Raw genomic sequence first — 15,641 nt, 5'->3', positions numbered from 1 at the left:
GAAATAACAAAAATAAAAAAGATATATAAAGAATTAGGGAAAAAATACAATCATAAACTAAATATAGCCATTAGCAGATTATCTGATTCAGAAAATCGAATATCTCCTATCGATTCATTGATTGATTCAGTAATTGGGATAGAATCACTACTTAATCCAAATGAATCAGGAGAACAAACTTTTAAAATGTCCTTATATTATGCATTTTTATTTGAAAAAGAAAAACGGAAAGAGAACTATACACTGTTGAAATCCGTATTCAATGCGCGAAACAAAATTGTTCATGGAGGAATCGGGAAAAACAAATCATTCGATCAATCTCTTTTAAATGATGTTTTAGCTGCAAAAAATATACTGCGCAATCTCATTGAAAAGTTTCTTTTCGATGAAAATTTGAAAACCTCTGGAAAAGATTATTGGATTGATTTAATTCTTTATAATGAAATAGATAGCTGAGAACTTCGCATAACTACGGCTTACCGCTTCACTTCGGGACGGCACAGCCGCCCTCGTTCGGCCTAAAGGCAAATTGGCTGTCCGGCACGTTTCTATGCAAAAAGCAAGAAAACGCGCCGTCTGCCAACGTCGGTAAGCCTAGTTCGTTAGTCGCAATAGCATAGCCAATCGAGGATATAAATATGAAAGTAAAAGAAATAACGAAACAAGAATTTTTAGAATTAGCAATAAGAGAAGAATCACATTTCTTTGATAAAAAAGCGAAATTACTAGCACCAAATAAAATTCAAAAACATGCAGTTGCTTTTGGAAATGCTGATGGTGGCGAACTATTAATAGGAATTAAAGATAGTTCTGATGAGCCTAATCCTCAGTTGAGGTGGGATGGCTTCTCATCTATTGAAGACCTAAATGGTCATCTTCAAACACTTTTCAATATATCCCCCAGTATAGATTTAAAATATACGATATTAAAATGTTCTGAATTTAAAGGTTATGTTTTACAAGTAAACATAGAAAGGACAGCGGAACTCCACAAAACTTTAGACGGACTAGTTTACCAAAGATCAGGCGCCCAATCTTTACAATTGAAAGATCCTCAAAAGATAATAGAGCTTTCTTATGCCAAAGGGGCAACAACCTTTGAAGACCAAGTTTTACCAGAAATTCCACCTGAACAAATCACCGATTCAAAAGAAATTGATAGTTATCTAAGATCTTTTTCACCAAGAACAGATGCGTTAGACTTCTGCGTAAATCAAAATCTATTCACATACAAAGAATGGTATCCAAGAGTCGCTGCTGTTTTACTGTTTTTACCATCACCAGCATCTTTACTTCCACGTAAATGCAGTATTAAAATTACAAGATATAATACTAATGAAGAAGTTCCGGAGAGAGAACACCTTCTACAACAAGAAACAATTGATGCTCCATTAAATTTAGCAATTACACTAATAGCATCAAAAGTGTCAGAAATAATTTCATCTGTAAAAGTTATGACTAAAGACGGGCTAGTACAAATGGATTATCCGCAAGAGGCAATTTGGGAAGTAATTGTTAATTCTTTAATCCATAGAGATTATTCAATATCAGATGATGTACAAGTTCTAATTTTTAATAATAGAATTGAAGTATTAAGTCCAGGTAAGTTACCAGGTTATGTCACTGCTACGAATATTCTTGATGCCCGATATGCTCGGAATCCTAAAATCGTAAGAACTCTCCATCGGTATCCAAACCCACCAAATAAAGATATGGGAGAGGGGTTAAATACAGCTTTTCAAAAAATGAAAGAAAGAGGACTTCAGCCACCAATTATTAAAGAAATAGGCAATTATGTTAAAGTAACCTTACCTCATTTACCAATGGCGTCTCCATCTGAATCAATATTACGATATTTGAAAATTAATCCTGAAATAACAAATAAAGATGCTAGAGACCTAACTGGAATAAAATCAGAGAACTTAGTAAAAATTGAATTCTATAAGCTAAGAAATGCGGGATTACTTGAAAAAGTACCTGAAAAAAATGCAAGCAAAGCTGCATGGAGATTAACTGATTTAGGGAGAATAGAGGCTAAAAAATTCAATTAATGCTACTGCGACTAACTACGGCTTACCGCATCGCTTCGGGATTCGCACGGCTCACCCTCGCTTGGTCTACGACACATCCCTCTCCGTCACACTCCTTGCTTAGCAAGGAGGTGCGCCGACGCTAACGCCTCCTCCGGAGGCTCAGCTACGAGGCACGTCGGTAAGCTTAGTCGTTAATTGCAATTGGTAAAAATTAAATAAGAAAGCGCGCAAATTGAAAAACAAAAAAAATGGAAAGAACGAAAACCTTTAATAGTTACTAACTCGAATGCTTATACTGATTTTCAAGCGATGCTAACGATTTACGCGCTAAATCAAGAAAAGAAAAAGACAATTTGCGCGCTTGCTTTCACTACACTTCGTATTTTTATTTAATTCAATAAGATACCAACTGCAATTAACTACCGCTTACCGCATCGCTTCGGGATTCGCACGGCTCACCACTCGCTCGGTCTGCGACACATCCCTCTCCGTCACACTCCTTGCAAATGCAAGGAGATGCGCCGACGCTAACGCCTCCTTCACAGGCTCAGCTACGAGGGACGTCGGCAAGCTTAGTCGTTATACGACAGTCAGCAATTGTATGCCTCAGGACATGGGTAACAGCAAAGAAAAAACTCGCAAAATAGTGATTGACATTTAAACAAAATATATACTAAATAATATATATGAATCGTGCGAAATTATTTAAAAATGGTGACAGTCAAGCGGTAAGACTCCCAAAAGAATTTAGATTCAAAGGAAAAGAAGTCTACATTAGAAAAGATGGAAATTGCGTTATTATTTCTCCTATCGACGATGCCGTTGACAGATTATGGAAATCCTTAAATGATTTTTCTGATGATTTTCAAATTGAAAGAAATCAACCTAAGTCTTTCGACAAACGAAATTCTATATGAATCAATATTTATTAGATACAAATATCTGTATCTATATCATTAATAAAAAACCTGAAAAAGTTTACCAAAAATTCAAAAAAATTAGCCTAGATAACATCTTCATTTCAAGCATCACTGAGTTTGAATTAAGATATGGGGTTCAAAAAAGTAAAAAACCAGATCATAATCAAAAAACTCTAAATGATTTTCTTGGTTACTTAAATGTTATTAACTTTGACTCTGACTCAGCATCTGTAGCGGGATCTATCAGATCTAAACTTGAGCAAAAAGGTGAGATAATTGGACCTTATGATTTGCTTATCGCTTCCCAGGCGATTTCTAGCGATATAATTCTAGTAACAAATAATGAAAGAGAATTTAAAAGAATTAAAGATCTTAAAATAGAAAATTGGATTCTTTAACTTGCTGACCGTCGTATAACAGCGACTTTCCGCTGCGCTTCGGGTCTTCGCCCTCGCTTGGCCTGCGGCACATAGGCTTCTGGCACTCCCCTTGCATTCGCAAGTGTCGTTCCAGTCCCTAACGTCCCGTTACCGGAACTCAGGGTCGCCTACGTCGGAAAGTCTATTACGTTATGCGCAAGTTGCCATAAATTAAATAAAGATGTTTTCAAAGGATAGAACCTTGAAAACAATGTAACCTACGCAAACGTTATGAAAAAATAAATTCAGAATGAAGCAATATCAATTATATTCAATCATATCAATGATTTTTGCTGGCCTAACATCAGTAGTCGCAAAAGCTGGACTGAAAAATATAACTGGTGATACTGGACTTGCTATTAGAACAAGTTTTGTATTCTTTTTTATTTGGATAAACATTTTTATATTTAATCAACTAAAAGATTTTACAAATCTGACCAGAAAAGATATTCTATTTCTAGTTATTTCTGCCTTCACAACTACTATCTCTTGGATATTTTATTACAAAGCAATAAAAATTGGAAATGTATCTGAAGTAGCTTTGATTGACAAAGCAAGTATATTAATAACCCTTCTACTTTCATTCTTTTTTTTAAATGAAGTTATAACCTGGAAAATTGCGATTGGCGCAACTCTTATTCTAGGAGGACTTTTAATTATTTCGTCGAAATAAGTCTCAAGATGATATTTGAAATTTTCCTTTTTTTTTTATTAGCAATCTTTGCTTTTTGGATTAGCGCGATTTGTGGGGGTGGTGCAAGTTTAATTTTAGTTCCATTCCTAAATCTTATTTTGCCAACTTCTATTGTTCCATTTTCTTTTACTATTGGTAGTTTTACAAGTTCAGCTTCACGAATAATTGTTTTCAAAAAAAATATACAATGGAAAATCTTTATTTGGTTTGTTCCATTTTCAATACCTGCTGTTCTTGCTGGTGCCTGGTTAATAAAACTCTTGAATCCTTTTTATTTACAATTTGTTGTTGGTTTGTTTCTTCTCACTAATTTTCCTGACCTAATTAAGAATAGAAAAAAAATCAGATCCGTTGAAAAGCCGTATCCAAAATTTCTATTAGCAGTTGTCGGCTTTTTTGCTGGGTTTGTATCTGGCGTAACAGGCGCAATCGGACTCTTATTTAATAGATTTTATTTAAGGTATGGATTAACAAAAGAGGAAATAATTGCAACCAGAGCAGCAAATGAAATTTTCCTCCATACAATAAAACTTGCTGTTTATATTGTTTTAGGTTTATATTCAATGAATGCAATCTACTTAGGGATTGTCATTGCATTCGCATCAACAATTTCATCATTTTCGGTAAAGCATATTTTACCATTTTTAAGTGAAATTGTATTTCGCAGAATTGGATATGGTTCAATGGTGCTTTCCGGAATATTTCTTTTATTTACCACAACAAATAGTATTTTACAACAAGACAACATATCCTTTTCAAAGAATCAATATGATGAAAAAACATTGAACTGGCGAAAAAGTAGCTTTGTATTAGAATATGCTTTAGATGAAGGATTAGAAATAGAACGTGAAATAGGATTTCACGAACTACCAGAGAACCTGAAACAAAAATACAACTCATTAAAATCAAATTATGATGAAATTCTCCTTGAAAAAGTATTTAAAATAAACTCCAAAAGTACTTATGAGTTCTATTGTTTCAAAGAGAATAAATTAACTAAATTTGAATTTGAAGAATAATACATGTTTTTTAAAAACTGTTTCTGTAAATGGCAACCAGCGCATAACAGCGACTTACCGCTTCGCTTCGGCACAAGGCCTCGCTCGGCCTACGGCAAATTCCCTTTCTGGCATTCGCCTTGCTTACGCAAGCTACATGCCAGTCCCTAACGTCCCATTCCGGGACTCAGGGTCAGGGAACTTCGGTAAGTCTAGTTCGTTATGCGCAAGTTGCCTAGGATTTTCATAAAAAAATTAAAGAAATTAATTGCTTCAATTTGATTTAAGAATAAAATCAAATTAATAGATATTTGGTCTAAAAAAAAAATTAAAAGAGATCAGAATATGGTTCATATTTTGGTTATCGGATGAAAAATTCTACGTTTCATTAATTCATTTAAATAGAAATCCATGTCTCATTCGAATGAATTCAATTTTACGACATAATAAAATTAAACTTACGCTAGAAAAGAATCTCGGAATAAATTTTGATAATTTTCATTAATTAGTAAAGACTGATTCTGTATATAGTTACCAAGAAAATTATTGGAAAAACAATAAGAAATTAAATATACGAATCCTAACTGGATAATCTTAAAAATATAGAAGATGGAGCAACCAGCGCATAACAGCGACTTTCCGCTGCGCTTCGGGTCTTCGCCCTCGCTTGGTCTACGACACATAGGCTTCTGGCACTCCCCTTGCATCCGCAAGTGTCGTTCCAGTCCCTAACGTCCCGTTCCGGGACTCAGGGTCGCCTACGTCGGAAAGTCTATTACGTTATACGCAATAGCTCAAATCTTATGGAAAATAATTAATGTCAGATAGAAATCAGATATTTGAAAATTTAAAATTAAAACTACAAAATGTTGGATTTAAATTTCTAAAAAATCAGCAACCATTTCTCCAAAATAGAAGAGAACAGGAACTGGTATTTGAACATCCTCAGTTGATAACAAAATTTGAACGAAGTGGCTTTTCAATAAAGTCAAAGAAATTCTATATAAAACCACTGAGTGACGACGAAAACTGTGAAATCGGATTAGTCACAGGCAAAACCTCTCCATTATACAAAATCAAAGACTTAATAGCACCAAACGCTAATGATACATTTGACAATAATTTAGCATGGACAAACCGTGAAAACGAAAAAGCCTTAGATAGATTACTAATCCAAATATCTGAATATATAAACGCTCAAGAACTAGATTTCGGAACACAATATAATACTTATTTGCTTACTTGGAATCCAACAAAATGGGATTGGAAGGATTTAAAGAATCAAATTGAATATCTTAATCAAAGGGGATCAGCAGATGATAGATGGAGCTGTGGAAATTCTAAAAGTATTAGTAAGGGAGATAGAATATTTCTCACAAGATTAGGAAATGAACCGAAAGGAATTATAGCTAGTGGTTATGCATTAACTTCTCCATATCCAGATATTCATTGGGATGAAAAAAAAGAAAAAACAACTAATTATATAAACATTGAATTTGATGTTATCCTTGATCCAGAATTTGATCAAATATTTGGAATAGAATTTATAGAAAAAATAGATCCAAATAAAATTCAACACTGGTTTCCTCAACAAAGTGGAATCTCTATAAATACTGAAATTGTCGACAACCTTGAAGCAAGTTGGCTCGAATTAATTTCAAAAAATAATCGAGTTATCAAAAATATCCTGATGAATAACTTCAGTAATGATTCAAATAAAAGTTATTTTGAAGGAAAATCCAAAGAAGTTTTATTAACACAATATGAGAGAAATCCTGCAGCGCGAAAAAAAAGTTTGGAATATCATGGATTCTCCTGTAAAATATGTGGATTTAATTTTGAACAACACTTCGGCGAAGTAGGCAGAGGTTTTATCCATGTTCATCACATTAACCCCATATCTACGATAGCACAAAAATATCAAATAAATCCTATTGAAGACTTAATTCCAGTATGCCCCAATTGCCATGCAATGATACATTCAAAAATACCAGCATATTCGATTACAGAAATAAAGAATATCAGACAGATAAATGAAAAAGAATAAACTCTAAAAAGCGCTACTGCGTATAACAGCGCCTTACCGCTACGCTTCGGCACTTACGGCCTCGCTCGGGCTCTGCCACATTCCTCTCCGGCACATCTCTTGCATCCGCAAGATCCTGTGCCGACGCTAACGCCTCTTCCAGAGGCTCAGCTCCGAGGAACGTCGGTAAGGCTTCTTCGTTATGCGACATTTTCAAAGTCAAATTTTAAATTAATTATTTAAGGAATTAACAACATCCTTCAATTTGTTTCGGAGGACATTTCACTGTTCCAAAAGAACAAAATACACAGCAATCGCCATTCTTAGGCTTCATGTAATACAAACAACTATCACATGTATAAAAATGTTGGCATGCATTTATAGGCATCTCTTCTTTCTTTCTAAACCCGCACTCTGGACAAGTTATAGTTGATAATGTAATTATTTCCATTTTCGTTCACCTTTTATATTTATTACTTTATATCCAACTTTATTCTGTATAATATCCTTAAATTCTTGAATACCGACTTTTCTTTTATCATATACTATTTGTGTAACTCCCTTCTTATAATCCGAAGTTACTTTTAAAACTCCAGTTAATTCCACTAAAGCAGTATTCACACTATATTCGCAACCAACGCATGTCATACCTGATATCACAAATTCGGCAACTACCAAGTGTTCACTTTCTAATTTTCCTTTTACTTCATTTACTGATTTCAAAATTGAACTATAATTTGGAAATAGAAATAAAAACAAACTGAGAATCGTGACAAAAGTTAAGAATATTTTACTGTAAAAAAAACGATTGAAGATACTTCTTTCGCAATCACAATCCAAATCAGATTTTTTGGATTTAGTAATAAGATTATACCATAGTAAACTAAATATTACCATAGATAGTATTATCAAAAATGATCGATAAGGTTCTAACCATGAGAAAGTCGAAGCAATTCCAGAGAATCCTCCAATTACTCCAACAATAGGAGAAACACAGCATAATGAAGAAGATATCGCTAATAAAAAACCAGCACTCACTTGAATCCTAAAATCGTTAAATATCTTGTACATGGCAATTCTCCCGAATATATTTTCCTTGCTATATATATGTGACAACATTATAGTTTACTAGAAGGCTTACATTTTTTTATTATTCTCAAAAAAAGGTAATTTTATGCATATCGGAGAGTTTTCAAGAATTTGCAAAATATCAAAGGAATCCATTCGATACTATGAAAAAGAAGGACTTTTGAAAGGGTCTAGAAAGGAGAATAATTATCGAGTTTACTCTAAAAAAGATATACGCGTAGTCGAATTGATCAATTCTCTTAAAAATTCTGGATTTACACTTTTTGAAATTAGAAGTTTTTTAAATTTATATGACTCGGATTCCAAATGCAAAGAAGTTCAAATTAAACTAGAAAACAAATTACTTATCATAAAAGACAGAATTTCTGAACTTATTTCTATTCAGGAAAAGCTTAATAAATCTATCCTAGAATGTGAAGACAATCCCAATAAAAAATTCTGCAATATTGTCTCAAGTTCCCATTTATAGCAAATTGAATTAAATTTACATTATTTAATTTTAAAATAATATGTTAGAATCTTGAAAACGTCGCATAACATCGGCTAAACACTGCGCTTCGGGTCTACGCCCTTGCTTGGCCTGCGGCACATTCCTCTCCGTCACGATTCTTGCTACGCAAGAATACGTGCCGACGCTAACGCCTACTCCGTAGGCTCAGCTCCGAGGAACGTCGTTTAGCCTTGTTCGTTATGCGACATGAGCTAAAAATTCATTTTATTTAAAATTTTGAAGGATGGAAGAAATTGAATAGCGTAACTATTTTTTAGTTGCAATTTCCTCGCTTTCGAGTTAATTTACAATTTAGTGTCCAAAAAAGATAAGCTTTTAGCTAGATTATTATCCAAACCAAAGGATTTTACTTACGATGAACTCAGAAAACTTTTGAATGGATTCAATTATACAGAAGACAATTCTGGAAAATCTTCTGGATCAAGAGTTGCTTGGATACATGAAAAAGGAAAACATGTGATTCGGCTGCACAAGCCTCATCCTGGTAATATTTTAAAGGCTTACCAAATCAATCAAATTATTGATGAATTAAAATCGGAAGGGTATTTAGAATGAAAGATTTAATGGAATATAAAGGATATCTTGGTTCTGTTCATTTTGATTCAGAAGATGAAATTTTCTATGGAAAAATTGAAGGAATCGAAGATTTGATTTCTTTTGAAGGAGAATCTGTTAATGAAATAAAAAAAGCATTCATTGAATCAGTTGATGATTATCTTCAATTATGTATAAAAGCTAAAAAAGCTCCAGAAAAATCTTTTAAAGGTTCTTTCAATGTCAGAATCCCAACTGACCTTCATAGAAAAGCTTACCGTAAATCTTTAATAGAAGGAATTTCCCTAAATCAATTAGTTCAAAAAGCTATTGAAAAGGAAATTAAACAAGACAAAGCTCACGTCGCATAACAGCGACTTACCGCTACGCTTCGGCACAAGGCCTCGCTCGGCCTGCGGCAAATTCCCCTTCTGGCATTCGCTTTGCTTACGCAAGCTACATGCCAGTCCCTAACGTCCCGTTACCGGGACTCAGGGTCGGGGAACTTCGGTAAGTCTAGTTCGTTATGCGCAAGTTGCCTTGGGTTTCATAAAAGAAATCAAAAGAAATTAATAGCTTCAATTTGATTTAAGAAAAAAATCAAATTAATAGAAATTTAATATAAACAAAAAATAACTAAAAGAGATCAGAATATCGTTCATATTTTGGTTATACTATGAATAATTCTACGTTTCATTAATTCATTTAAATAGAATTCAAGATCTCATTCAAATGAATTTAATTTAAAGACATAATAAAATTGAACTTCCCCTCGATAAGAATCTCTGAATAAATTTAGATAATCTTCAGTAAGTAGTAAAGAATGATTCTGTATATACTTACCAAGAAAATTATTATAAGAACAATAAGAAATTAAATATACGAATTCTAACTGGATAATCTTAAAAATATAGAAGATGCGGCAACCAGCGCATAACAGCGACTTTCCGCTGCGCTTCGGGTCTTCGCCCTCGCTTGGCCTGCGGCACATAGGCTTCTGGCACTCCCCTTGCTTACGCAAGTGTCGTTCCAGTCCCTAACGTCCCGTTCCGGGACTCAGGGTCGCCTACGTCGGAAAGTCTTGTACGTTAATTGCAATTGGTAAAAATTAAATAAGAAAGCGCGCAAATTGAAAAACAAAGAAATGAAAAAGACGAAAGCCTTTAAGAATTACTAACTCGAATGCTTATACTGATTTTCAAGCGATGCTAACGATTTACGCACTAAATTAAGAAAAGAAGAAGACAATTTGCGCGCTTGACTTCACTACACTTCGTATTTTTATCTAATCTAATAAAATACCAACTGCAATTAACTACCGCTTACCACATCGCTTCGGGATTCGCACTGCTCACCCTCGCTCGGTCTGCGACACATCCCTCTCCGTCACACTCCTTGCAAAGGCAAGGAGATGCGCCGACGCTAACGCCTGCCGTGGCAGGCTCAGCTACGAGGAACGTCGGTAAGCTTAGTCGTTATCTGCCATGCCGCGCCCCCTTTCATTTGTGCGCCTGCCGTCCGTGGCAGGCTAATACTTCATTAAATCGTTTATATTTAAAACTAACCCAAAGAGAAAATAAATGACAATTATAAAATCTATAGAGATAACAGGCTCTCCATTTTTCATCGATTCAAAAATGGAGTTATCTCCAAATTTGAATTGTATAATGGGAGGTAGAGGAACTGGAAAAACTACAATATTAAGTTTTATTAAATCAACAATATATGAAAATTCGGAAAGCGAAAATAATATTTCTAAGATACTAAAAAGTAATCTTGGTACAGGAAAGATCGCGATTGAGATACAAAGTTCCGATAATATCACATATAGAATAGAAAAATCCTTTAATGATACACCTCAGCCGTACTCAATGCCGGATTTGGAATACGTTGAAATCGAAAAAATACTACAATCGATAGAATGCGATATATATGAGGCAGGAAAAATCGAAGAAATTGGAAGAAGCAGTCTTGATAGATTGAATCTTATAGATAAAAAAATTAGAATTCAAATTTCAGATTGTGAATCAAGAATTGAAAAGATTCAAATAGATTTAGATTCTAATGCGCAAGATATAAAAACCGAAAATCGACGCATTGCTCAATTTGACACATTGCTTGAACAATATACCGGTATAGATAAAGAATTTGAGGCTCATAAAGAAAAGCAAGTCGGTGGGTTTACGGAAGATGAGCGCAAGGAATTTGAAACAGCAGACGCAAAAGAAAAAGTTAGGAAATTAGAAAAGAGATTCTTAAGTAAAACTATAGATTCCTTAATCGATCTACGAAATTTCAATAGCAGAAGGAAAGAGGAATTTGTTGAGCACCAGACTGAACTATCAGAAGATGCTAGTTTATACTATAATAGAAATATAATAAATAAAGCAATCCAGGCTGCTAATGAGGCGAAAGAAGAGGTGGTAAAAAGTTACGAATCTCTTGATAGGAATTTACTAAAACTTCAAGAAAAGATTTCTTTAATGTCGGGCGAATTGGCGAAACTTCACGAATCGCAGCAGGCAGAATTTATAAAACTTAAACTAAAGTACGAGAGTAGCAAGGAGTATATCAACAAATATCAGGAATTATCTAAGAAATTAAACGAGCGCGATACTGTAGCAAAAGACAAAAAAGAACATCAGAAAAAAATAAAAAAGATAAAAAAAGAAAGAGCTGAATTATTAAAAAAATTCGGCGAATTAAAGACTGAAATATATCATGCTCGGCTTGAAATTGTTAACGAATTAAATAAAGAATTTGGCAAAGATATAGTAATCACGCTTACTTATGGAGGTATTACTGACGATTTTCAAGAACATTTAAAGAGTGCCTTACGCGGGTCTAGGATGAGATATAATGAGCTAGTTCCCAGAATTGTAGAAAGCTTTAGTAATACGAAATTTGCTGAAATCATTCACAAAAAAGATGCCGAGGGACTTAAATCTATACCCCAAATTGATCAAGCACGAGCAGAAGCATTGATTGATACCTTATACGAAACTGATGAAATTTATGCAATAGAAAGTCTCTATTGCCAGGATTACCCAGAATTCTTGCTAAAGGTAGCTGATGATTCAGAGACTAAGGAAGATAACTATAGAAGCACGGACGAGCTTTCTATGGGACAACGTTGTACAACTATCCTTCCGATAGTTTTTGCCGTATCGAATAACCCACTATTAATTGATCAACCAGAAGATAATTTGGACAATAAATATATTGCGCAGAGTATTCATAAGTTGATTAGAAGACAGAAGTCAGATAGACAACTAGTTTTTATTACTCATAATCCAAACATCCCGGTACTTTCAGATGCTGAAAAGAACATATTTCTAAAGTATGAGAATAGAACAGCTGAAATTGAAGCCTCCGGTAAAATTGATGAAGTAAAGGATCGCATTGTGAATCTTCTTGAAGGTGGTGAGGAAGCCTTTAGGCGCAGATCGGAAATATATGGGTTAGATAAATGACTCATATGAAAGGGGGCGATCGGGAAGGAATTAAGACAGAACTAGAAAGACTGCAAAAAATAGCGTTTGAAGATACCTCAATAAATATTGGAGCAATAGAGGAAATCTACGATCTATTAAGAAAAATTCCCGTAAGCCAAAGAGGGCACTTTGAAAAATATTATAACGCTCTTAAAAACGACCTCTTCTCGCGTGGCGCTGATATTAAAGGACTTCCTAATAACTACTTTAGAAAAACTGATTTTTTTACTGAAGAAACTAACACGAAGGAGGAAATTCAAGACAATATATTTGTTTCAGAAGTTAAAGAAAATCCAATTAACCGGAAGCCTCTAGATTTTTTAAAAGACTTTGTAGAAAAATGTTCGAAGGATTTTAATAATCTTCGAGAATATTATATATTAAAACTTATTTCTGAAGAATATTCGGAGTTTAAAATACTATTTATTCATGACGAAGATAGTTACTTTCAGTCGTTCAAGAAAAAAGTTGAGATTCACTTTGGTAACATTGAAATAGAATCAATTTTTAATTGGAAGGATCGACTTGATAAAGGAGATTACAGGGAGTCAAGTTATATAGTGATTCTCTTTTTGTCACACAAGAAAGTTGAACTCATAAATGATATCGTGACCCGTATCAAAAGTGCGATAATGAGTTTTGACACCTTTAAGCATGTTAAGCTTCGCTTTAAAGAAAATTCGCTAAAGCCAGAAATAATTGAGCATAATGATGTAGATGAGTTTATCGATCTTTTAAAATGTAATTCTTCCATAATGTTAGTTAATTCAGAATTATCTAATGATGAAGTCAGTCTGATAAAAAAGCTCTTTAACTCCGTCGGAGGAGAAAGTTTGGACTATAAAGTAATTAAGTCAGGAAAAAGTGGGGCCAAAGTGCTTGAAGTTAGGCCGAAGAAGTCGTATGCGGAGGATTCAGCAAAGCGATACGTTGTTAAGTTCGGAAAGCGAGATGAAAGTAAGAAAATATCTATCGAGTCGGAAAGATTTGCTAAGCATGTTGAACATTATAGTTTAAAGAATGAATTAACTCAGCACCATGATAAAAACACTAATTATGAAGGCATAAAATATACTTACGCATCTAGTGACAACATTCAAGAATCGTTTTCATTCGCCGAAATAATTTCTGATGATAAGAACTCCTATTTTTCCAAACTTAACAAAATTGCAGAAGAATTATTCGAATCTAAACTGCTTGAAATATGGCAAGAATCCGTAGAAGAGGCTAAAGTTAAGATAAAAGATTTATATAGTGAATATATAAAAATAGAAAAGTTATACTCTCAGGTAAGAAAAATTAAGAACTTAGGCAATTTAGATAAAGATTCCTTTGTTAATATTTTTGATAAGATTTACAATTTGGAAATAGATTCGAAAACAAAAGTTTGTCATGGCGATTTACATACAGAAAATTTTTTTAAAGATGGAGAGGGGATCTATTTAATAGATTTTGGTTTTACGGACAGAAGGCATGCATTAATTGATCACGTTTCCTTGGAATGTTCGATTAAATTTAGACACATCCCTCGATATATCGATCTCAATGTTCTGGAAATATGCGAGCGAGAACTTTTAAATGATTCTTCTTTTAATAGCGCGGCACCCTTTTTTTCAGTTAGAAAAGATTTACAAGTATATTTTAGTTTGATTAAGACCATTAGAAGTAAGTCATTTAGTTTGATGAAGAATAATTCGACATATTTAGAATACTTTGTTTCACTGTTTATTATTACTAGTCGCCAGATTCAGTATGACGATTTAAATCAGCTCTATGCTTTGAAATCTGCCGAGATAATAGGGAATCATATTTTGGAAATTCTTGATAAATAGGAATGAAATTATTTAAATCAATTGTGGCTGGTTCATTACGAACCGATGTTGCCGAACGCTTCGCGATCGGGGGGTGACTCCATTAAACGTGGTTTGATTGCCCTCGTTAAAACAGCTTCGCAGATTTTCTCGGGCTCAATCTAATTGTTCAACAAGATTACTCTTGATGAATGCAGAATAGAAATAGATAGTTGGTTTTCCATAAAACTTATATAATATTAGAAACTCGTCGATGAATAATCGCCTTTGCCCTAGCTCAATCTTTGAAATATGACTTCGACTTCGTTTCAATTTCTTTGCCACATCCGCTTGAGTTAGCCCAGCTTCCTTTCTTGCGGTTTTCAAAGCTCTGTAAAAGAATTCCTTATCTTTCTTTGAGACTTTCCATTGAGGAAGGGCACTAGCAAACATCGTGACCTCGGAATTTGCTACCCTTTGGGCATTCGAGGGCCTTAAAATCGGTCTTTTTCTGCTTTGCGTATGAGGTGATGCCATAAGAAACTAATTCTGCGCTCATAAAGTGCTAATTACATTAATACCATATAAACGTATTAATGTCAACAATGTTTTATAAAAGTATTTTGAATGACAGTTAAAAAAGTAGAGAATTTACTTGGTAAAAAGGTGCAAGCCCTGATCGAAGCGAAAGGGGACAGTCAGAAAGAAGCGGCTGCAAAACTAAAACTTACACCTACCGGGATGAATGGAATTGTTCAAGGACGAGTCGAATCTGCTTCGCATTCTTTTTTAACGCTTCTTAAGCAAGAGTATAAACCAGATTTTAACTGGCTCTTGAATGATTCGATTCCTGTTCTTCCAATCAAATATCTTTCACCGGAAGAGGAAGATAAATTGGTTTCGAAAGCAGATCAAGATAAAGTATTACTAAGTCAAATCAAGACAACAAAAGGTCTTAGAGAAATTATTCAAAACCTTTTAAAATTTTCCAATCAAGAAAGAAAAGCCATCGGCGAAATGATTGCTGAGTTCTCTAAAGATAGAGATTAGATAGGTATTCCCTAACCGGCTACGCCTTCCGTGGCTTCGCTCGGTTAGACATTCGGGGCGCGGCACAGCAGATAACTTCGGCT

At 34.2% G+C, this 15,641-nt stretch carries 16 protein-coding genes; 13 read left to right on the top strand and 3 right to left on the bottom strand.

What is annotated here, in order from left to right; genetic code table 11:
- The 7 genes from EHS15_RS19095 to EHS15_RS19240 all read left to right on the top strand — a co-directional run.
- Window positions 1-456 (top strand): HEPN domain-containing protein (locus tag EHS15_RS19095; RefSeq protein ID WP_167884187.1); only part of this gene is annotated, 456 nt, incomplete at its 5' end.
- Between the two features lie 182 nt (window positions 457-638).
- The gene (locus EHS15_RS08370; protein WP_135760112.1) at window positions 639-2,051 is read left to right on the top strand and encodes an ATP-binding protein; all 1,413 of its coding nucleotides are present in this window, start codon (window positions 639-641) and stop codon (window positions 2,049-2,051) included.
- A gap of 668 nt (window positions 2,052-2,719) precedes the next feature.
- Complete coding sequence (vapB, locus tag EHS15_RS08365; protein WP_135751034.1) at window positions 2,720-2,950, top strand: type II toxin-antitoxin system antitoxin VapB; 231 nt, start codon at window positions 2,720-2,722, stop codon at window positions 2,948-2,950.
- Complete coding sequence (gene vapC, locus EHS15_RS08360) at window positions 2,947-3,351, top strand: type II toxin-antitoxin system tRNA(fMet)-specific endonuclease VapC (protein ID WP_135760111.1); 405 nt, start codon at window positions 2,947-2,949, stop codon at window positions 3,349-3,351. The genes vapB and vapC overlap by 4 nt, the downstream gene beginning before the upstream one ends.
- Before the next feature lie 271 nt (window positions 3,352-3,622).
- Complete coding sequence (locus tag EHS15_RS08355; protein WP_135760110.1) at window positions 3,623-4,045, top strand: EamA family transporter; 423 nt, start codon at window positions 3,623-3,625, stop codon at window positions 4,043-4,045.
- An 8-nt stretch (window positions 4,046-4,053) separates the two neighbouring features.
- A complete protein-coding gene (locus tag EHS15_RS08350) occupies window positions 4,054-5,085 on the top strand; it encodes a sulfite exporter TauE/SafE family protein (RefSeq protein ID WP_135760109.1) in 1,032 nt (343 codons plus the stop codon).
- A gap of 796 nt (window positions 5,086-5,881) precedes the next feature.
- Window positions 5,882-7,111 (top strand): HNH endonuclease, encoded by a 1,230-nt coding sequence (locus EHS15_RS19240; protein ID WP_210416325.1) that lies wholly within the window; start codon window positions 5,882-5,884, stop codon window positions 7,109-7,111.
- 226 nt (window positions 7,112-7,337) lie between these two features.
- Here EHS15_RS19240 and EHS15_RS19435 read toward each other — a convergent pair whose 3' ends face one another.
- Both EHS15_RS19435 and merTP read right to left on the bottom strand, forming a co-directional pair.
- The gene (locus EHS15_RS19435; protein ID WP_081431666.1) at window positions 7,338-7,541 is read right to left on the bottom strand and encodes a GDCCVxC domain-containing (seleno)protein; all 204 of its coding nucleotides are present in this window, start codon (window positions 7,539-7,541) and stop codon (window positions 7,338-7,340) included.
- Window positions 7,532-8,161, bottom strand: a complete 630-nt coding sequence (gene merTP, locus EHS15_RS08335) for a mercuric transport protein MerTP (protein WP_210416324.1) — start codon at window positions 8,159-8,161, stop codon at window positions 7,532-7,534. The genes EHS15_RS19435 and merTP overlap by 10 nt, the downstream gene beginning before the upstream one ends.
- A gap of 103 nt (window positions 8,162-8,264) precedes the next feature.
- Between merTP and EHS15_RS08330 the strand changes: the two genes are divergently transcribed.
- The 5 genes from EHS15_RS08330 to EHS15_RS08310 all read left to right on the top strand — a co-directional run bounded on the left by EHS15_RS08330 (window position 8,265) and on the right by EHS15_RS08310 (window position 14,550).
- Window positions 8,265-8,648 (top strand): MerR family transcriptional regulator, encoded by a 384-nt coding sequence (locus tag EHS15_RS08330; RefSeq protein ID WP_012389160.1) that lies wholly within the window; start codon window positions 8,265-8,267, stop codon window positions 8,646-8,648.
- A 336-nt stretch (window positions 8,649-8,984) separates the two neighbouring features.
- Window positions 8,985-9,245, top strand: coding sequence for a type II toxin-antitoxin system HicA family toxin (locus tag EHS15_RS08325; RefSeq protein ID WP_015678924.1), 261 nt, complete (start codon window positions 8,985-8,987; stop codon window positions 9,243-9,245).
- Window positions 9,242-9,595, top strand: a complete 354-nt coding sequence (locus tag EHS15_RS08320) for a type II toxin-antitoxin system HicB family antitoxin (RefSeq protein ID WP_135760107.1) — start codon at window positions 9,242-9,244, stop codon at window positions 9,593-9,595. Before EHS15_RS08325 ends, EHS15_RS08320 begins: the two co-directional genes overlap by 4 nt.
- A 1,209-nt stretch (window positions 9,596-10,804) precedes the next feature.
- Window positions 10,805-12,697 (top strand): SMC family protein, encoded by a 1,893-nt coding sequence (locus EHS15_RS08315; protein ID WP_135760106.1) that lies wholly within the window; start codon window positions 10,805-10,807, stop codon window positions 12,695-12,697.
- A complete protein-coding gene (locus tag EHS15_RS08310) occupies window positions 12,694-14,550 on the top strand; it encodes a phosphotransferase (protein WP_135760105.1) in 1,857 nt (618 codons plus the stop codon). Before EHS15_RS08315 ends, EHS15_RS08310 begins: the two co-directional genes overlap by 4 nt.
- 135 nt (window positions 14,551-14,685) lie before the next feature.
- Here the strand turns inward: EHS15_RS08310 and EHS15_RS08305 are convergent, their stop codons facing one another.
- Complete coding sequence (locus tag EHS15_RS08305) at window positions 14,686-14,961, bottom strand: helix-turn-helix domain-containing protein (protein ID WP_135760113.1); 276 nt, start codon at window positions 14,959-14,961, stop codon at window positions 14,686-14,688.
- 174 nt (window positions 14,962-15,135) lie between these two features.
- Here EHS15_RS08305 and EHS15_RS08300 point away from each other — a divergent pair, with 174 nt between their 5' ends.
- Window positions 15,136-15,558: an XRE family transcriptional regulator gene (locus tag EHS15_RS08300; protein WP_135760104.1), complete on the top strand. Its 423-nt coding sequence runs from the start codon at window positions 15,136-15,138 to the stop codon at window positions 15,556-15,558.
- Window positions 15,559-15,641: the final 83 nt, after the last annotated feature.

The organism is Leptospira idonii (assembly GCF_004770995.1).
GTDB classification, from domain to species: Bacteria; Spirochaetota; Leptospiria; order Leptospirales; family Leptospiraceae; genus Leptospira_A; species Leptospira_A idonii.
The sequence above is the reverse complement of the archived record's forward strand: the minus strand, read 5'-3'. Positions and strand labels throughout refer to the sequence as shown.